A 19,166-nucleotide genomic window follows, 5' to 3' on the forward strand; every position below is an offset into this window, starting at 1 on the left:
TGCTTGCCAACCCTTGCAATTTAGGTTTATAGTCGTTCATCACTTACGGATGACTCGCATGTTCGCTCGCCACTTTTTTACCGCTTATTTTTACTTTAGCAATTCCAACCCAAAGGCGGTGGAGTAGCGGTCGGTTCACGTAGCAGCAAAACGAGATCCCAGCAAATTCTAAAAAACCGCCACTCATGGCGGTTTTTTTTTACCCAGATGTTTTACCCATCCTTAAATTTTGGAGAAAATGATGCCCCGCACCGATGATTTGCGTATTCGCGAAATGAAGGAATTGACCCCGCCGTCCCACCTGATCCGCGAATTTGCCTGCTCGGAGCAAGCCGAACAGACCGCTGCCAGCGCCCGCATTGCCCTGCACCGTATCCTGCATGGCCAGGACGACCGCCTGATGGTGGTGATCGGGCCTTGCTCCATTCACGATACCAAGGCGGCCATGGAATATGCGCGTCTGCTGGTCAAGGAGCGCGCGCGTTTCGCGGGCGAACTGGAAATCGTCATGCGCGTCTACTTCGAGAAGCCGCGCACCACGGTGGGATGGAAGGGCCTGATCAACGATCCGTACATGGACAACAGCTTCCGCATCAACGACGGCTTGCGCATGGCGCGCGAACTGTTGCGCGATATCAATGAGCTGGGTTTGCCGGCTGGCACCGAGTTCCTCGACGTGATCAGCCCGCAATACATCGCCGACCTGATCAGCTGGGGCGCCATCGGCGCGCGCACGACGGAATCGCAGGTGCACCGCGAGCTGGCGTCGGGGCTGTCCTGTCCGGTCGGCTTCAAGAATGGCACGGACGGCAATGTGAAGATCGCCGTGGAAGCCATCAAGGCCGCCTCGCAGCCGCACCATTTTCTTTCCGTCACGAAGGGCGGCCACTCGGCCATCGTCTCGACCAACGGCAACGAGGATTGCCACATCATCTTGCGCGGCGGGAAAACCCCGAACTATGACGCAGCCAGCGTGGACGAGGCGTGCAAGGCGATCGCGGCACAAGGCCTGGCGGCGCGCCTGATGATCGACGCCTCGCATGCGAACAGCTCGAAAAAACCGGAAAACCAGATCCCCGTGTGCGCCGACATCGCCAGCCAGGTGGCGGCGGGCGATGGCCGCATCGTTGGCGTGATGGTGGAATCGCACCTGGTGGCGGGACGCCAGGATTTGATCCCGGGCAAGGAATTGATCTATGGCCAGTCTGTCACGGATGGCTGCATCGACTGGAGCGCCAGCGTGGCCGTGCTGGAAAACCTGGCGGCGGCCGTCAGGCAGCGCCGCTTGCAGGGCGACGCGGAATAACGTGGCGCGCAGCATGAAAAAAAGCCCGGAAAGCTAAGCTTTCCGGGCTTTTTTAATGCATTCAAGACGCCTGACAGAAGCGTAGCGAGCGGCAGCAAGTTGCGGCCGAGACGCGGAACTGTGCTTGAGCACAGTGAGCATCGCAGGCCGCAAATCGCGACGCGCAGTAGCTTATGTCAGGTGTACTTAGAACTTGTAGGTAGCGCGCACGTAGAAAGTACGGCCCAGCGGATCAGCGTAACGCGGATCGTAGCCGGACTGGAATGTGCCGATCTGGTTACTGAACGGTGGATCTTCGTTCAGCAGGTTTTTCACGCCCACGGTGACTTCGGTGTTCTTGAAGCCCGAGTACGCGCCCGACAGCGACCACACCGAGTAAGCCTTGACGCTTTGCTCGAATTGCGGATCGACATAATTCTGGTCGCGGTAGCCGCTCATGTACTTGTTCGACAGCGTGGCATTCCACTTGTCCATATTCCATTGCAGGGAGGCATTGTGTCTCCAGCGGAATACCGGTGCATTGTCGCCATACACACCCACGTTTTGCACGAATTCGCCGCCGCGCTCATTCTGGTACTCATACTTCTGTACCCAGGTGCCATCGAAGTTGAAGGTGAAGTTGCCGTACTGGCTGCGTGGCAATTTCCAGTTCAGGCCCAGGTCGATGCCCGAAGTGTGCATTTCGCCAAGGTTGCCCAGGGTGGCCAGCACGTAATCGAGCTTGCCGTCAGCCGTGTAGATGAAGTTGCTTTGATATTTATCGTAGTTGTCGAACAGGGTCTGTTCGGCCACGGTGCCGATCTTGTCGCGCAGCTTGATTTTGAAGTAATCGAGCGAGACGGTCAGCGATTTCGTCGGTTCGATGACGATACCGGCGCTGAAGGTTTTCGATTTTTCCGGGCCGACGTCCGGATTGCCGCCCGAACGGATGTATTGCTGCGCGCCGCAGGCGACGTTGCTGTTGGCGCCAGGGATCGGTACGCCGCCTGGGCACAGGCGTGGATCGTCATACTTGTTGGCCGTGAAGGTCTTGGTTTGCGGACCATGCAGGTCATACAGCGTTGGCGCGCGGAAACCTGTGTTGTAGGAGCCGCGCAGCAGCACCTGGCTCGTTGGCTGCCAGCGCACGCCGACTTTCGGGTTGAAGCTGCCGCCGACGTCGTTGTAGTGGTCATAACGGGCTGCCAGAGACAGTTCCAGGTCTTTCACGACAGGAATGCTCAGTTCCGAGAAGATGGCGGCGATGTTGCGGCTGCCCGACTGGTTCTGCGCTTCGGCGTAGCCGGAGCTCGACGCCTGGCCAGCCAGGTCGCGGTTCACATTGTATTCCGCCTTGTCGTTGCGGAATTCCGTACCGACGGCGAAACCGACGGCGCCTGCCGGCAGGGTGAACAGCTCACGGCTGACTTTGGCGTCGACCGCAGTGCTGGTCATCTTGGCGCTCAGGTACTCGCCTTTCAGGACGGAGTCATTCAGGTAGGCCTGGCCGGCGGCGCTTTGCTCGCCGAACGGGTTCAGGATACCATTGCCGATGCCGTCGATGATGCGCTGGTCATTCAGGTAGCCGCCCGTGAAGGCGCTGGTGGCCTTGCTGACGGAGTAGCTCAGGCCGACGTTGTAGTCCCATGCGCCCAGGACGCCTTCGGAAGCCAGTACCAGGCGATCCGAGGTGCTGGTGTCGAAGCCGCTGCGCTGGCCCGACGCCACTGGACGCCAGCTGATGTCCAGCGGCTCGCCCGACAGGCCTGCCATGGCTGGCACACCGCCGCTGCCGCCCGGGTAGTACGGCGAGCTCGACGACATGAGGATGCCGATGTTCGACATCGGCGGCGGCGAGATGCGCGCTTCGTTGGTGCTGCGCGAGTGCAGGTATTCGATGGTGGCCAGGTGATCCTGGTTCAGCTTGAAGCTGGCCTTGCCCAGGAAGGATTCCTGCTGGGTTTTCGGAATGGCCTGGATGAATGGCGTGACATCCATGGCGCACGTGCTCTTGCCCGAGGTATTCTTGTACAGGTTTTCACCCACGCAACCGCCGGCAAAGGCTGGGTTGCCGATCAGGCCATTGCCCGTATCGTAGAAGTTGGCAGGGAAGGTGGTGCCGCTCAGGTTATCCACGCCCTTGCTCGGGATGTAGCCGCTCTTCGAGAAGGAACGGTCGGCCGTGCTCAGCGCCGACTGGCGATGTACGTCGACAACACCGAAGACGTTGAAGCCATCTTTGTTCAGGTCGCCATAGCCGCCGGACAGGTTCAGGCGCGACTCGTCGCCGCCGCCCGATTTCTGTGGCTCGTAATGTTCGACCGTGACGGAGCCGCCTTTGACGGAACGCTTGGTGATGAAGTTGATCACGCCGCCGATGGCGTCGGTGCCGTAGATGGCGGAAGCGCCGTCACGCAGCACTTCGACGCGCTCCAGGGCGGAAATCGGGATGATGTTCAGGTCGACAGACGAACCGTTGAACGGGTGGCTGGCGATACGGCGGCCGTTCAGCAGGACCAGGGTCTTGTCGCCGCCGATGCCGCGCAGGTCGGCGACGGACTGGCCGCCAGTACCGGAACCAACGGATTGCGAGCTGCTTTGCGAGCTCTGGTTCATGGAAATGGTGGACAGGACTTCTTGCGCCGTCGTCAAGCCTTGCTTGGCGAAATCGTCGGCCTTGATCGAGGTGATCGGCAGCGCTGTCTCCGATGCCAGACGCTTGATGCTCGAACCGGTGACTTCCACGCGTTGCATGGGGCTATCTGTTGTTTCTTGTGCATACGCGGCGTGCATGCTCAGGGCCATGCCGCCTGCAAACATCAGGCGCAGCGATCGCGATATTACATTTTCTATCATCATCTGAAATTCCTTGTTATTGTGATAAAGGCGGCAATTATTTTGAAATAACTTGTTGCTAACCAACAATTTATTTGCCTTTTTGAAAATCCACCAATGAAAATTCTGTAAATTTTCAGGGCCCTCATCAAAACATTCACGATTCAGATTGTCAATTTCGTGCGGACTTTTTGGACGAAATGCAACATTTCCCTGTTTTTTTCATAATCCTTCAGCAATAAAGTATCGCGAACCCTTGTCAGACTGGCTCAGATGCGTAAAATAAAACGGCGCACATCATCGCTGATGGCGCCGCTTTTCTGTTGCTGGTACGCTGTTGCCAGCGCTGCCTGTTTTATTTGCCGATCTGAATTTCTCCCCTTAAAACGTATAGCTGCCGCGCAGGTACCAGGCGCGCCCGATCGGGTCCGTGTAGCGCGGGTCATAGCCTTTCTGGAACAAGGTGCCCTGGTTCGAAAACGGCGGCTCCCTGTCCAGCAGGTTCTTCACGCCGGCCGTCAGCAGCAAGCCTTTCCACGCATAGCTGCCCGACAGTCCAAGCAGGCTGTACGAGGGCACATCGTGCCGGTATGGCGGCGCGACCAGATTCTGGTCCGTGTAGCCGGACTTGAACGATTGCGACAAGGTAGCGCCCCAGTTACCCTTGCGCCAGTTCAGCGCCGCCATATGCTTCCAGCGAAACACGGGATTGTTGTCCGCATAGCGGCCCACGTTGGCGATGAAGGCGCCGCCGCGCTCGTTCTGGTAGTCGTACTTGCGGGTCCACGTGCCGTCGACCGATACGCTGACATCGCCATACGCGCCGCGTCCCAGCCGCGCATTCAGGCTGACATCGATGCCGTCCGTTTTCACTTCACCGAGGTTGTCGTTCAGGTCGAGAATGGCGTAGGGCGAACCGTCGGGATTGCGCAGGAACAAGGCCTTGTATTTTTCGTAGTTGCCGAAGATCGATTGCTCGGGCAAGGATGCAATCTTGTCCTTCAGATGGATGTTCCAGTAATCGATGGCCACCGTCACTTCCTTCACCGGTTCGAGCACCAGGCCGAAGGCGAAGGTGGTGGATTTTTCCGGTTTCAGGTTTTCATTGCCGCCTTGTAGCTTGAACTGCTGCAAGTCGCAATCGCGCAAGGGATTGGCACCGGGTTGCGGCACGCCACCGGGGCACAAGATCGGGTCGTCATAGCTATCGTTGGTATCGTTCTTCGACGGCGGCGCATTCTTTTCAAACAGGGTTGGGGCACGGAAACCCGTGCTGGCCGAGCCGCGCAGCACCAGCGCGCTGCTGGCCTGGTAGCGCAGGGCCAGCTTGGGATTGGTGGTGCTGCCCACGTCGCTGTAATGGTCGAAACGGGCGGCCAGCTGCACTTCCAGGTCCTTGATCAGCGGCAAGTTGATTTCGCCGAAGACGGCCTGGATCGTGCGCGCACCGCGCTTCGACAGCGAGCCGGACAAGCCGGAACTGGCGGCCTGGCCGGCGATATCGCGGTTCACGTTGAAGTCGGCCTTTTCGCGCCGCATTTCGCCGCCGAGCGCGATGGCCAGCGGGCCGCCAGCCAGCTGCATCAGATCGCGGCTGCCCTTGAGGTCGACACCCGTGGTAGTGACCTTGGCGTTCTGCACTTCGCCGCGCAGGGCCGTGCTGGCCAGGTAAGCCTTGCCGGCGGCATCCTGCACGCCAAACGGGTTCAGGATGCCGTTCAGCACGCCAGAGGCAAAGCCCGCATCCTGCACATAGCCGTTCGTGAACTTTTCCGACGACTTGCTGATCGCATGGCTGAGCGCCGTCTTGTAATCCCAGCCCGCCAGTTCGCCTTCCAGCGCCAGCACCAGGCGGTCGGCCTTGCCGGTGGAATCGATTTGCCGCTGGCCTGCCTCGACGGGGCGCCAGTTGACGCTTAGCGGCTGGCCCGACAAGCCTGGCTGGGCTGGCACGCCACCCGCATTGCCCGGATAATATTTGCTGCTAATTGGCAAGATCAAGCCCGTTTGCGGCGGCGGCGCCGTGCGTGCTTTCACCTTGTTTTCCGAATGCAGATATTCCAGCGTGGCCAGGTGGCCGCCACCGAGCTTGAAGGCGCCCTTGCCGAAGAAGGCCAGTTGTTGCTGGGCCGGCAAGTTGTCAATCTGGCGCGTGTAATCCTGGCGGCAAGTGCCATTCGCCGGCACGGCCGGCACCGACAGCGGCGGCAGGCAGCCGCTGGCCGCGTAGGGATTGCCAGCCAGGCCGTCGCCGCCGTTGGCCGCCGCATCGAAGTAATTGCCGGGGAAAGTCGTGCCACTGGTAATGGACAGGCCGCGCGAGGGAACGATGCCGGTGGCCGAGAAGGCGCGGTCTTGCGAGGTCAGCACTTTTTGCTTGTGATAGTCGAGCACGCCAAAAATATTGTAGCCATCCGTGTCGAGCTCGCCATAGCCCGTCGACAGGTTGATGCGGTGCTCGCCGCCGCCCTTGTGCTGTGGGGCAACGATCTCGGCGGTGATATTCGTGACGTTGACGGAGCGCTTCGTGATGAAATTGATGACGCCGCCGATGGCGTCCGTGCCGTAGATGGCCGAGGCGCCGTCGCGCAGCACTTCGACCCGTTCCAGGGCGGCGATGGGAATGATGTTCAGGTCGACACTGGCGCCGTCATACGGATGGTTGGCGATGCGCCGGCCATTGAGCAGCACCAGGGTCTTGTCGCCGCCCAGGCCACGCAAGTCGGCGCTGGCCTGGCCGCCCGTGGGCAAGCCGCTGGTATTGCCGCCGACGGCATTGCCGCTGCCCATGCTCGACGCATTCGAGGGAATCCTGCCCAGCACCTCCTGGGCCGTCGTCAAGCCCTGCTTGGCGAAATCCTCGGCCTTGAAGATGGACAGGGGCGTCGCCGTTTCCGAGACGAGGCGCTTGATGGAGGAACCGGTGACTTCGACTCTTTGCATGGCGGGCGTGCCGGCGGCGTCGGTTTCCTGCGCCATGGCCGCATGGCCAAACGCGCCGAGCAAGGCTGCGCACAGCAGGCGCAAGGTAGGGGAGGGACTGCGGGTTTGCGTCATCTGACACTCCTGTGGCATGGTCATGGGCCAAGTGGCTTGCAAGGGAGTTTTACAGGCGCGCAGGAGATAAGGTTTGCGCTGGCGCAATAGGCGTGTGGATGAGTGAACTGGCGCCACAGTCGCCGACGAAAAAAAGGCGGTGATTGCTCACCGCCTCGCGTCAGGATGCCTGTGCCAGCTTAGAAGAACTTGTAGCTGGCGCCCAGTTTGAAGTAGCGGCCGATGGCGCCGCTGGCATCCATCGGGTTGTAGCTCATGCCGCCGTAGGTCAGCGGGTCAAGCGGCGCGATCTTGTCGGTCACGTTGTTGATCGAGGCAAACAGTTGCAACTGTTTGTTGACGTTCCAACGGGAGGACAGGTCGAGCGTGGTGAACGAGGCGAGCTTGCAACCGTTCGGCGCCGGTGTGCCGTTCGCCAGTTTGGAAGCGCAAGGGTCGCCTTCAAACTTGATATTTTTCATGTCCGAACGGTAGTTCAGCACGCCGCTGACGTTCCAGTTACCCAGGTCCCACGAACCGGTGAGATTGATCTTGTCCTTCGGCGTGCCGGCGCAGTTGGAGGTATCGCAATTGCCGTGCGTGCCGGCGAACTGGTAGCGCACAGTGGACGACTCGGCCCGCACCCATGAGGCGATGTGGGTCCAGGTCAGGCCGAACGTGGCGCGGCCGTAGTCGCCCAGGCGCACGCGCTGCTTGACGTCCAGGTCGATACCCTTGATCTCCGTAAAGCTGGAGTTGCGGTACGGTGCCTTGGTGATCAGCAAAGTGCCCGTGTTCGGCGTGACGACGCCATTGATGGTCAGGTTGTTGTCGGAACGGATGGCGGTCGGCAGGGCGGCCGCTTCGTTGTACGGCAGCGGATTGATCTCGTTTTCACGCTTGATTTTCCAGGCATCGAGCGACAGGCTGGTATCGTTGAACGGATCCCACACCAGGCCCAGGGTGTAGCCCTTGGATTTTTCCGGCTTGAGGCTGGGGTCGCCGACCTTGACGGCCGCCACTTGCAGTTCGCAGTCGCTGGCATTGGCGCCCGGCAGGCGGTTGCCGCCAGGGCAGCGCACGGGATCGGTCACGGTCGAGGTACCCGTGGATTGCGAATCGGCATTGCTTTCGGCGGGGCCTGGGGCGCGGAAGCCTTCCGAATACGTGCCGCGCACGGCGAAGGTTTTCAGCGGCGTCCACTTGGCGCCCAGTTTTGGCGTGGTCGACGAGAAACGGTCGTATTTGTCGTAACGCAAGGCCCCCGATAGTTCCACCGTCTTGATCACGGGTGCCAGCACTTCGAGGAACACGGCCGAGACCTTGCTGTCGCCCTTGGCCGCCACGTAACTGGCGTTGATGGAGCCGTCTTCCGTGCCCGTCAGGGAGGGATTGTCGAGCTTGTCGCGACGGTGTTCCGCGCCCACGGCCAGACCCAGGGCGCCGCCCGGCAACTGCATCAGTTCGCGTGTGGCCTTGACGTCGATGATGTCGAGCTTGGTCGTGGAATCGGAGGTGGCGTTCGTTACCATGGCCGCGTACAGCGAGGCGGGATTCTTGTTTGCCTGCGCACCGATGTAGTATGGGAAATACGGGTTTTTTGGGCTGGAATCGCCCAGGGCCGCCTTGACGACGGCCATGTTCAGCATGTTGCTGTAATCGAGGTGCAGCTTCGATTCCGAATGCGTATAGCCGGCATCGTAGTCCCAGCCCATGGCATTGCCCTTGACGCCGAGCACGATGCGGTTGAACTCGTTGTTGGCCTTGCGCGTGCTGGGGCCGACGTCGAAAGCCTGGTAGCGCACGCGCACCGGCACGCCATACGGATTTTGCGGGTGGTTGGCCGCCAGCACGATGCTGGTGCCGCTGCCGCTAGCGTAGTTGATGACGCCCGCCTTGTTGCCGGCATTCGGCGGGAAGGCGACGGTGGGCGTGACCGATGGCGGGATCATGGTGAACGCCGTATCGCGTTTCGAGTAGCCCGCTTCCGCATATACCTGGGTGTTGGCATTGACTTGCCAGGTACCGCGCGTGTACAGGTTGACCGATTCGATCTTCGGCTGCATCGAACGGAACTGGTCGTGGTGCCACACGCAGCCGCCTTTCGGATCTTGCGGCGAAGACACGGACAAGGTGGAGCAACCGGGCAGGGAGACATAGTTGTTGGTGACGGGGTCGCGGATCAGGCCAGTCGGCGCGGCATTCGCATCGTTGTTGCTATTGATGTAGCCGCCGGCGAACTGGGTGTTGATCGCATAGCCATACGGGCGCAGGTCGCCCTTGCCTATCCATTTTCGACCGGCGCGGTCGCTGTTCATCAGCATGTCCGATTTGCTGTATTCGGCATTGACGACGACATTGAATTTATCCGTGTCCAGGTTGCCTTTGCCGAAGGTCAGCGAGGCGCGGTGCTGTTTGGCGTCGCTGTCGCCGGAGATGCCCGTGTCGCCCTTCAGGGTCAGGCCTTCGAAGTCCTTGCGCAGGATGATGTTGACGACGCCGGCGATGGCGTCCGCGCCGTAGGTGGACGAAGCGCCATCCTTGAGGATTTCGATGCGTTCGACGATCTGCATCGGCACGGTGGACAGGTCGGTAAAGCTCTTCTGGCCATCGTCCGCGCGCGCGAACGGGGCCATGCGGCGGCCATTGAGCAAGACCAGGGTCGAGGTGGCGCCCAGGCCGCGCAGCGAGATGGCCGTGGAGCCGGCGGCAAAGCCGTTGCCGAAACCCGTCGGCAGGGAGCCGGCGCCATCGGCGGTGAGGGTTTGCAGGTATTCAGCGACGGTGGCCTTGCCCGATTTCATCAAGTCGTCGCGGGTGATCAGCTGTACCGGCGATGCGGTCTCGGCCGTGGCCCGTTTGATGCTCGAGCCGGTAATTTCCACACGTTGCACATTGGCGTCTTGCGCCATTGCCGGCGCAGCCATCATGCCAAGGCTGAGCGCTGCTACGCTACCCGAAAAAATCAGGCGTACGGAGCGGGATATCACTGTTTCCATCATCATTCTCTGAACTCCGAAAGTAAGCTCGGCTGGCCTTCGTGCGGCACAGCTTTGCCAGGGTGATAAAGATTGCTGCGTCGGCAATCGCTGTGGATAAGGCGGCATTTTTATAAGTGCCGTCATCGATAAGACCACTTGCCGAGAAACCTTGTCAACGCGCACACATGCTCTTTCAGCATGGAAACAACAGTGTTTTTTATAATGTTGATGTGTTTCAATATGTGCAATTATTTTAATGTTGCACTGCGCCGCATATTTTCCGTACTGCCATAAAAACCGTTGTCATTCTGGGCCGTAAGGGTTTCTACCAAGTCGGTTTTTCATGGTGGTGAGCCGCCTTTGTTGCACTGCAGAAGATTTCCTCCACGAGGCAGGCGGGCGTGGCTGCGTGCCACGCCCTTGCTGCGGCTTTTCGCCCGGCGAACAAAATATGCGTTATCGTTACGCCTTTTTCCAGCTCGCCCGCATGCGGACGGGGCGGACGATGAACAAGGCATAGATCTTGCGAGGATGGACTGGTTTTGGCGGTGGAATCCTGTATCCCAGGGGGAAGCCAGTACAAGCGCACCAATACGGTGCGACAGATAATCGAGATGAAGGGTATTACATGAAGTCACCATGGATGCGGCGCGTGGCGCTGCTCGCCTGCCTGGCCACCCTGCCGCTGGCGGCCGTTGCCGCCGATGCCCCAAGCGCCGCGGCCGCGCCGGTCAAAACCTTGCGCTATATCCTGCCGGCCGCCGAGACGGGCTTCGATCCGGCCACCGCGCGCGACCTGTATTCGAACCACATCACGCAGGCCGTCTTCGACACCCTGTACACCTATGATTATCTGGCGCGCCCCGTCAAGGTGGTGCCCGGCGCGGCCGCGGCCATGCCGGAAGTGTCGGCCGACGGCAAGACCTACACCATCCGCCTGAAAAAAGGCATCCTGTTCACGCCCGACGCCGCGTTTGGCGGCAAGCGCCGCGAACTGACGATGGCCGACTACGTGTATTCGTGGAAACGACTGTTCGACCCGCGCCTGGCCTCGCCGCACAGCTGGCTGTTCGAAGGCAAGGTGGTGGGGCTGGACGACCTGGCCAAGGAAGCGGCCAAGGCGAACAAGCTGGACTTCAGCAAGAAGGTGGCCGGCCTGGAAATTCTCGATCCGTACACCTTGCGCATCACGCTGACCAAGACCGATTTCAACTTCCCCATGATCCTCGCCTACGTGCCGACGGCCGCCGTGGCGCGCGAAGTGGTGGACAAATACGGCGACGTGAAGGGCGAAGTGGGCTCGAATCCCGTCGGCACCGGCTACTACACGCTCGGTGAATGGACGCGCGGCAACCGCATCGTCCTGAACCGCAACCCGCAGCACTTGCCGGAAACGTGGAATTTCATGGCCGGCGACGACCCGGACGACCAGCGCATCGTGCGCCAGATGCAGGGCAAGCGCATTCCTGCCATCGACCGCATCGAAATTTCCGTGATGATCGAAGACCAGTCGCGCTGGCTGTCCTTCCAGAGCGGCGGCACGGACGTGTTCTGGCTCGACGGTCCGCTGGCGCCGAAAGCATTGCTGAACGGCAAGCTGCGTCCCGAGCTGGCGGAAAAGGGCGTGCAACTGTCGCGCTTGCTGGATCCCGAGATCAGCTATTACTACTGGAATATGGAAGACCCGACCCTCGGCGGCTTCAGCAAGGAAAAGATCGCCCTGCGCCGCGCCATTGCCATGGCGCACAATATCGATGAAGAAATCCGCATCATCTGGAATGGCCAGGCCAAGCGCCTCGACTATCCGATCCCGCCTGGCGTCGTCGGCTACGATCCGCACTACAAATCCCTGCTGCAATACGATCCCGTGCTGGCGAACAAACTGCTGGATAAATTCGGCTACAAGAAGGGCGCCGATGGCTGGCGTACTTTGCCTGACGGCAAACCGCTGCTGATCCGCTACGCTTCGCGCAATGAAGCCAATGGCGTGCTGCAGGCGGAAATGTGGCGCAAGACCTACAACTCGCTGGGCATCCGCATGGAAAACGACCGCATGATCTTTTCCGACATTTTAAAGACGGAAAAGCAGTGCAAGATGCAGACGCGCACGGCGCCGTGGCTGGCCGATTATCCGGACGGCGACAACTTCATGCAGCTGTTCTACGGTCCGAACACGCACCAGAACAACAATGGCTGCTACCAGGATCCCGAGTACGATAAATGGTACGCGGCCAGCCAGGCCATGCCTGCCAGCCCCGAGCGCGACGAGCTGTTCCACAAGATGGCGCGCCGCCTGGAAGTCAATGCGGGCGCGCTGATCGGCTATGCGCGCTACCGCAATATGCTGGCGCAAAAGTCGGTGCAGGGCTACAAGAAGCACCCGATCCTGTTCCAGGAATGGGCGTACATGGATATCGACAGCACGGGTACGCCGGTTGTTACTCCGGCTCCCGCCAGCAAATAAGCGCGGCTTATAACGACAAGGAATCATTATGTTTGCTTATATCCTGCGCCGCTTGTGGCAGATGCTGCCCACCATGCTGGGCGTCGTCCTGCTGGTGTTTATCCTGTTCAACTGGGTGGGCGGCGATCCCGCCTACATCCTGGCCGGCAAGATGTCTAGTGCGGAAAGCATCGCCAACATCCGCCGCCAGCTCGGTGTCGACCAGCCCTATTATGTGCAGCTGTGGATCTTCATCAAGCAGATCGTCACGTTCGATTTCGGCCAGAGCTGGGCCACGGGGGAATCCGTGTCGCACATCATCACGTCGCGCCTGGGGCCGTCGATGATGGTCTTGATCCCGCTGACCGTGCTGGAAACGTTTTTTGGCGTGGCGCTGGCGCTGGCCATCGCTTTCGTGCGCGGCTCGCTGACGGACCGCGCCGTCATGATCGCCTGCACGGTGGGCATGTCGATTTCCATCCTCGTCTACATCATCGTCTTCCAGTACGGCTTCGCCTATAAACTGGGCCTGTTCCCCGTGCAGGGCTGGGGCGACAGCTTCTGGGAAAACCTGCTGCGCTATTCCACCTTGCCTATCCTGATCGGCCTGGCCGTGTCGATTGCGCCGACCCTGCGCCTGTTCCGCACCTTCGTGCTGGACGAGGCCAACCAGGATTACGTGCGCACGGCGCGCGCCAAGGGCCTCAAGGAAGGCCGCATCATGTGGGTGCACGTGCTGCGCAACGCCGGCATTCCCATCATTACCTATGTGATGTCGAACTTGCCGGCCCTGCTGATCGGCGCCTTCCTGTTGGAACGCTTCTTCGGCATCCCCGGCATCGGGCGTGAAGTGATCCTGGCCGTCGAGCGCAGCGACTTTCCGGTGATCAAGGCGATCACTGTGTACGTTGCCGCCGCCACCATGCTCTTCAACCTGCTCACCGACCTGCTGTACCAGGCGGTCGATCCTCGCGTACAACTGAAGTAGAAAGAGACGATGTCGAAACCTCATACATCGCCCGGCCTGTGGGCCCTGGCGTGGCGCCGTTTGCGCGGCGACAAGATTGCAATGGTATCGCTGGCCGTGGTCGGCGCCTTTTTCCTGCTGGTGCTGGCGTCCGCCAGCGGCCTGGTCGCCTCGAACTGGGAAGACGAAGTGGCCGTCAGCTATGCGCCGCCCACGTTTGTGGGTGCCGACAGGGATGTCGCCGCCGATGGCGCGATGCCCGTGACGGACGAGCGCAGCGCACCCACCCCCGTCAACGTGCTCGATCCGCTGGCCGACGATATCGCCGAACTGCGCGCCCAGATGGGCAGTAACCCATCGGCTGGCGTCGAGATGTACGGCGTCACCGACCCGCTGGCCGACGACTTGACGGCCTTGCGCGCCGGCATGGGCAAGGCCAAGAAGCTCGTCACGCACAAGGCGGCAACACTGCCGTTCGGCGCCGACAAGTGGGGCCATGACATCCTGCAGAAAACCGTCAAGGGCGGCGAGACATCGATCGTCGTGGGCCTGGTGGCCGCCTTGCTGGCCGTCGTGCTGGGCACGATTTTTGGCGCCGTGTCCGGCTACTTCGGCGGCATCGTCGATGATTTCTTCAACTGGTTCTACAGCATCTTCACGTCGATTCCGTCCATCCTGATGATTTTGACGGTGGCGGCCGTGCTGCAGCAGAAGGGCGTGCTGACCATCGTGCTGATCCTGGGCTTGACGGGTTGGACGGGGCCGTACCGCTTGATCCGCGCCGAATACATCAAGCACAAGGCGCGCGAATACGTGATGGCGGCCGACGCCATCGGCGCTTCGCACTGGCGCAAGATGTTCTCGCACATCTTCCCGAACGTCAGCCACGTGGCGCTGGTGCAAATGTCGATTCTGGTCGTGGGTTTCATCAAGGCGGAAGTGATTCTGAGCTTCCTCGGCTTTGGCGTGCCGGTGGGTACCGTCTCTTGGGGCAGCATGCTCAACGAGGCACAAAATGAACTGATCCTGGGCAAATGGTGGCAGCTGACAGCCGCCGCCACGGCGATGGCCGTGCTGGTGACGGCGTTCTCGCTGTTTACCGATGCCTTGCGCGATGCGCTCGACCCCAAAGTGAAATAGGAGTTGCTCATGGACCAGAATAACCTGTTGGAAGTGCGCGACCTGCGCGTCACCTTCCGCCTGGACAAGAAGACCACGTTCGAAGCCGTCAAGGGCATCTCGTTCAACGTGCCGCGCAACAGCACCGTCGCGCTGGTGGGGGAATCGGGCAGCGGCAAGTCCGTCAGTTCGCTGGCCGTGATGGGCTTGTTGCCTCCGGATAACACCATCATCGATCCTGCCTCGAGCATCCATTTCGGCGGGCGCGATCTGCTCAAACTGTCGATCGCCGAGCGGCGCACCATGTGCGGCAAGGATATCTCGATGATCTTCCAGGAGCCGATGTCGTCGCTGAACCCCGTGTTCACGGTCGGGTTCCAGATCGCCGAAGTGTTGCGCCAGCATATGGGCATGAACCGCAAGCAGGCGCGCGCGCGCACACTGGCGCTGCTCGAGGAAGTGGGCATACCCGATCCTGCCACCAAGATCGACGCCTACCCGAGCCAGATGTCGGGCGGCCAGCAGCAGCGCGTGATGATCGCCATGGCGATCGCCTGCGAACCGAAGCTCTTGATCGCGGACGAGCCGACAACGGCGCTCGACGTGACGATCCAGAAGCAGATCATGGACTTGATCGCGGCGCTGCAAAAGAAGCATCAGATGTCCGTGCTGTTCATTACCCACGACCTGGGTCTGGTGGGCGAGATCGCCGACCAGGTGATCGTCATGCGCCACGGCGAAGTGCGCGAGACGGGGGAAGTGCGGCAAGTGTTTGAAGCGCCGCAAGACAGTTATACCAAGGCCCTGCTGCATTGCCGCCCATCGCTGGACGAGCGCCCATGGCGCCTGCCCGTTATCGCCGATTATATGGACGGCAAGGCGGGCCCCGGCATCGAGGTGAAACAGCGCACGCGCGGCTACACGCCCGGTGACGAACCCGTGCTGGTGGTGAATAACTTGAGTAAAAGTTTTTACACGCGCGAGGGACTGTTCGGCAAGCGCGAGTTCCAGGCCGTCAAGGATGTGTCGTTCACTTTGCCGCGCGGCAAGACGCTGGGCGTGGTGGGCGAGTCCGGCTCCGGCAAGACGACGGTGGGCTTGACCCTGCTGCGCCTGCACCAGGCAACGGGCGGCACGGCCATGTTCCACGGCAAGGATCTGATTGCCATGCCGAACAGGGAATATTTGCCGTACAAGCGCCGCATCCAGATCATCTTCCAGAATCCGTATGCATCGCTGAACCCGCGCTTTACGGTGGGACAGATCCTCCTGGAACCCATGCGCATCCACAAGATCGGCGCGAACGACCAGGAACGCATCGCCAAGGCTTACTGGCTGCTCGATAAGGTTGGCTTGCCGGAACAGGCCTTCCACCGCTATCCGCACGAGTTTTCCGGTGGACAACGCCAGCGCATCGCCATTGCCCGCTGCCTGACCATGCAGCCGGAAATCCTCGTCTGCGACGAATCCGTGTCCGCGCTGGACGTGTCGGTGCAGGCGCAGGTGCTCAATCTGCTGCAGGACTTGCAGGATGAATTCGGCCTGTCCTACATCTTCATTTCGCACGATTTGTCCGTGGTGAAATATATCGCCGACCAGGTGATGGTGATGCACAAGGGGCAAGTGGTGGAACTGGCCGATTCGGATGAGCTGTACCGCAATCCCGTGCATCCATACACGCGCACTTTGCTCAGCGCCATACCGAAGGGCGTGCAGTTGTAAGGGGCTTTTTACGGTAAGATAGCGGCCATGCCCAACCTCATTTACCTGCTCGAACATTACGGTGTCCTGATTGTCTTTGGCATCGTGCTGGTGGAGCAGCTCGGCCTGCCGATTCCCGCCTTTCCCATCCTTGTGGTGGCGGGCGCGCTGGCCGTCGATGGCGACATGAATGGGGGCCTGGTGCTGGCCGCCGCGCTCAGCGCTTGCCTGATCAGCGACTTCACGTGGTTCCGCGCGGGCCGCCATTTCGGCAAGCGCATCCTGCGGCTGCTGTGCCGCATCTCGCTGTCGCCCGATTACTGCGTCAGCCAGACGGAAGACAAATTCAAGCGCTGGGGCCCGAAAGCCCTGATCGTTTCCAAATTCGTGCCGGGTTTCAATACCGTGGCCGCGCCCATGTCGGGCGCGCTGGGCACGCCACCGGGACTGTTCTTCCTGTACGCGGGCCTGGGCGCCCTGCTGTGGAGCGGCACGGGCATCGTCGTCGGCGTGATTTTCCATGCCAGCGTGCAGCAGGTGCTCGACTTGCTCAGCACCATGGGCAGCACGGCCTTGCTGATGCTGGCCACCTTGCTGGGCTTGTTCCTGCTGTACAAATTCCTCGAACGCCGGCGTTTCCGCCAGGCCTTGCAGATCGAACGCATTGGCATCGATGAATTGCTCGAACTCATAGAGCAGGGCGCAGAGCCGCTGATGGTCGACGCGCGCAGCGCCACGGCGCAGGCGCTGGAACCGGCCGTGCCGGGCGCCTTGTTCTTCAATGGCAAGGAACCCGTGCCAGCCATGATCGCCATGGACAAGGACCGCCACATCATCGTGTATTGCAGCTGTCCCAACGACGTGACGGCCGCGCAAGTGGCCAAGCTGCTGCACCAGCACGGCTTTCACCGCGCCAAGCCCCTGCATGGCGGCCTCGATGCGTGGAATGCCGCCTACCGTTCGGATCAGCCGGCGCCCGCCAGCCTGCTGGGCGAAGGCTTGCCGTCCTGAGCCGGGCTGCCGCCGGCACGCCAGGCTGGCAGCAAGACCCGCAATAAAAAACGGTAGTAATAATACGAAAACACCTTTGCGGCGCCGCCGGGACGGGAGCGCCGCACCGCCGCCGCCGCGTACAAAGCGCCTTTGCGCAAACTCCGGCATACTCTGCTTTCAAGGTGATTCCTGCTGCTGTGCAGCATGCTTTTCGCGTGCCTCGCGAGTGCAAGTACTTACTATAAATCATTGTTTCTAAGCAATTTTGACGCTGCCTGTTGCATTTGGAGTGGAACTACCAATAAAGGCTTGTTTTGATGTACTTAAACTACAAACTTTGCTTGCCTCCGGGCGCATTCATCCTTTAAGCTTGGCGTCCCATGCGTCCCACTTCATCATTTAAAATCATGAGCGCTTCGTCTTCTCCCGTACTGCCGACTTCCGCCTTCGCCGATGGACCGCGCCTGCTGGCCGACGTGGGCGGCACCAATGCCCGTTTCGCCCTGGAAGTGGCCGCTGGCCACATCACCCTGGTGGAAGTGTTGCCCTGTGCCGATTACCCGAGCCTGTCCGCCGCCCTGCAAGCCTACCTCGCCCTGCCGCACATCGCTGCCGCCGGCGGGCAAGCCGTGCGCCATGCCGTGATCGCCATCGCCAATCCGGTCGACGGCGATTTCCTCAGCATGACGAACCACCACTGGTCGTTCTCGATCCGCGCCATGCGCGACGAGTGCGGTTTCACGACCCTGGACGTGGTCAACGATTTCACGGCCCTGGCGCGCGCCTTGCCCCAGCTGTCGAACGAGCAAAAGCACCAGGTGGGCGCCGGCACGGCCCGTCCGAACACGGCCATCGGCCTGATCGGCGCCGGCACGGGCCTGGGCGTGTCGGGCCTGATCCCGTCGCACGGCGGCTGGATCGCCCTGCAAAGCGAGGGCGGCCACGTCAGCTTCGCGCCGTTCAATGAAGTGGAAGTGAGCATTCTGCAATTTGCCTGGCGCGAATACGAGCACGTTTCGGCCGAGCGCCTGATTTCCGGCGATGGCCTGGAACTGATCTACCGCGCCCTGGCCGACCGCGCCGGCGTGCCGGCGGAAGACTTGCCGGCGGCGGAAATCACGCGCCGCGCGCTGGCTGGCGAATCCCAGCTGTGCGACGACGTCATCGAGGCATTCTGCTGCATGCTGGGCACGGTGGCGGGCAACGTCGCCGTCACCCTGGGCGCGCTGGGCGGCATCTATATCGGCGGCGGCATCGTGCCGCGCCTGGGCGCGCGTTTCGACCGCTCCGGCTTCCGCGCCCGCTTCGAGCGCAAGGGCCGTTTCGCCAATTATGTCTCGCAAGTGCCGACCTTCGTCATCACGGCGCAATACCCAGCTTTCCTGGGTGCATCGGCCATTCTCTCGGAGAAACTCGCCTCCCTGTGATATACAGGGTGCGGGCGATGTGTCGCGCCAGGGCCGGGTAAAACGCGTGTTTTACCCGGTTTTGCGCTTTTCCGCTTTTTATCAGGTACAATTGGCATCGTTGGATGAAACGACGACTGTAGCTCTCCCGTCTGGCTGGTTCGCCGCCACGGGAAAAGCAGCTGCTCCGGAGTTCGTTTCATTGCTGGTTATTTAAGGCCAGCACCATGGATGGCAGGACTTTCACTGCATCCGCTTTAGTCCCGCTTTGCGCGCATCGGCCAAGGCGTCGGAAAAACAGCCTCAACTAGTAACCCAGCACGGCGTCATCATGATGTCTGCCATCTGTTACGTTGAAATGAACGTTTTTGATTTCTTTCTCTGCATACGAATTGCAATA

At 60.8% G+C, this 19,166-nt stretch carries 10 protein-coding genes; 7 read left to right on the plus strand and 3 right to left on the minus strand.

Annotated elements, in window-relative coordinates; translation table 11 throughout:
* The first annotated feature begins 241 nt into the window (after window positions 1-241).
* The gene (gene aroG / locus LSO07_RS06600) at window positions 242-1,306 is read left to right on the plus strand and encodes a 3-deoxy-7-phosphoheptulonate synthase AroG (protein WP_034782506.1); all 1,065 of its coding nucleotides are present in this window, start codon (window positions 242-244) and stop codon (window positions 1,304-1,306) included.
* Window positions 1,307-1,492: 186 nt separating this feature from the next.
* Here the strand turns inward: aroG and LSO07_RS06605 are convergent, their stop codons facing one another.
* The 3 genes from LSO07_RS06605 to LSO07_RS06615 all read right to left on the minus strand — a co-directional run bounded on the left by LSO07_RS06605 (window position 1,493) and on the right by LSO07_RS06615 (window position 10,086).
* Window positions 1,493-4,144 carry a TonB-dependent receptor gene (locus tag LSO07_RS06605; protein WP_070280979.1) on the minus strand — a complete coding sequence of 884 codons (2,652 nt, stop codon included), beginning with the start codon at window positions 4,142-4,144 and terminating at the stop codon, window positions 1,493-1,495.
* A gap of 357 nt (window positions 4,145-4,501) precedes the next feature.
* Complete coding sequence (locus LSO07_RS06610) at window positions 4,502-7,177, minus strand: TonB-dependent receptor (protein WP_151092926.1); 2,676 nt, start codon at window positions 7,175-7,177, stop codon at window positions 4,502-4,504.
* 179 nt (window positions 7,178-7,356) lie between these two features.
* Window positions 7,357-10,086, minus strand: a complete 2,730-nt coding sequence (locus LSO07_RS06615; RefSeq protein ID WP_225317199.1) for a TonB-dependent receptor — start codon at window positions 10,084-10,086, stop codon at window positions 7,357-7,359.
* Window positions 10,087-10,765: 679 nt separating this feature from the next.
* On the opposite strand from LSO07_RS06615, the gene LSO07_RS06620 reads away from it, so the two are divergent.
* From LSO07_RS06620 to LSO07_RS06645, 6 genes are all read left to right on the plus strand, one after another.
* The gene (locus LSO07_RS06620) at window positions 10,766-12,601 is read left to right on the plus strand and encodes an ABC transporter substrate-binding protein (RefSeq protein WP_225317200.1); all 1,836 of its coding nucleotides are present in this window, start codon (window positions 10,766-10,768) and stop codon (window positions 12,599-12,601) included.
* Window positions 12,602-12,629: 28 nt separating this feature from the next.
* A complete protein-coding gene (locus LSO07_RS06625) occupies window positions 12,630-13,568 on the plus strand; it encodes an ABC transporter permease (protein WP_034782513.1) in 939 nt (312 codons plus the stop codon).
* 9 nt (window positions 13,569-13,577) lie between these two features.
* Window positions 13,578-14,687: an ABC transporter permease gene (locus tag LSO07_RS06630; RefSeq protein ID WP_151092928.1), complete on the plus strand. Its 1,110-nt coding sequence runs from the start codon at window positions 13,578-13,580 to the stop codon at window positions 14,685-14,687.
* Between the two features lie 9 nt (window positions 14,688-14,696).
* On the plus strand, window positions 14,697-16,388 hold the full coding sequence (locus LSO07_RS06635) for an ABC transporter ATP-binding protein (protein WP_099389532.1): 1,692 nt from the start codon (window positions 14,697-14,699) through the stop codon (window positions 16,386-16,388).
* A 27-nt stretch (window positions 16,389-16,415) separates the two neighbouring features.
* On the plus strand, window positions 16,416-17,378 hold the full coding sequence (locus LSO07_RS06640) for a VTT domain-containing protein (protein ID WP_099389531.1): 963 nt from the start codon (window positions 16,416-16,418) through the stop codon (window positions 17,376-17,378).
* A 389-nt stretch (window positions 17,379-17,767) separates the two neighbouring features.
* Window positions 17,768-18,787, plus strand: a complete 1,020-nt coding sequence (locus tag LSO07_RS06645) for a glucokinase (protein WP_034782520.1) — start codon at window positions 17,768-17,770, stop codon at window positions 18,785-18,787.
* The last annotated feature ends 379 nt before the right edge of the window (window positions 18,788-19,166 follow it).

The organism is Janthinobacterium sp. PLB04, assembly GCF_021165895.1.
GTDB lineage: Bacteria > Pseudomonadota > Gammaproteobacteria > Burkholderiales > Burkholderiaceae_D > Janthinobacterium > Janthinobacterium lividum.

Bases quoted from the DNA above. Each gene is read 5' to 3' on its own strand.
- aroG (WP_034782506.1), top strand. From the start codon at position 242: ATGCCCCGCACCGATGATTTGCGTATTCGCGAAATGAAGGAATTGACC.
- LSO07_RS06605 (WP_070280979.1), bottom strand. From the start codon at position 4,144: ATGATGATAGAAAATGTAATATCGCGATCGCTGCGCCTGATGTTTGCA.
- LSO07_RS06610 (WP_151092926.1), bottom strand. From the start codon at position 7,177: ATGACGCAAACCCGCAGTCCCTCCCCTACCTTGCGCCTGCTGTGCGCA.
- LSO07_RS06615 (WP_225317199.1), bottom strand. From the start codon at position 10,086: ATGATGGCTGCGCCGGCAATGGCGCAAGACGCCAATGTGCAACGTGTG.
- LSO07_RS06620 (WP_225317200.1), top strand. From the start codon at position 10,766: ATGAAGTCACCATGGATGCGGCGCGTGGCGCTGCTCGCCTGCCTGGCC.
- LSO07_RS06625 (WP_034782513.1), top strand. From the start codon at position 12,630: ATGTTTGCTTATATCCTGCGCCGCTTGTGGCAGATGCTGCCCACCATG.
- LSO07_RS06630 (WP_151092928.1), top strand. From the start codon at position 13,578: ATGTCGAAACCTCATACATCGCCCGGCCTGTGGGCCCTGGCGTGGCGC.
- LSO07_RS06635 (WP_099389532.1), top strand. From the start codon at position 14,697: ATGGACCAGAATAACCTGTTGGAAGTGCGCGACCTGCGCGTCACCTTC.
- LSO07_RS06640 (WP_099389531.1), top strand. From the start codon at position 16,416: ATGCCCAACCTCATTTACCTGCTCGAACATTACGGTGTCCTGATTGTC.
- LSO07_RS06645 (WP_034782520.1), top strand. From the start codon at position 17,768: ATGAGCGCTTCGTCTTCTCCCGTACTGCCGACTTCCGCCTTCGCCGAT.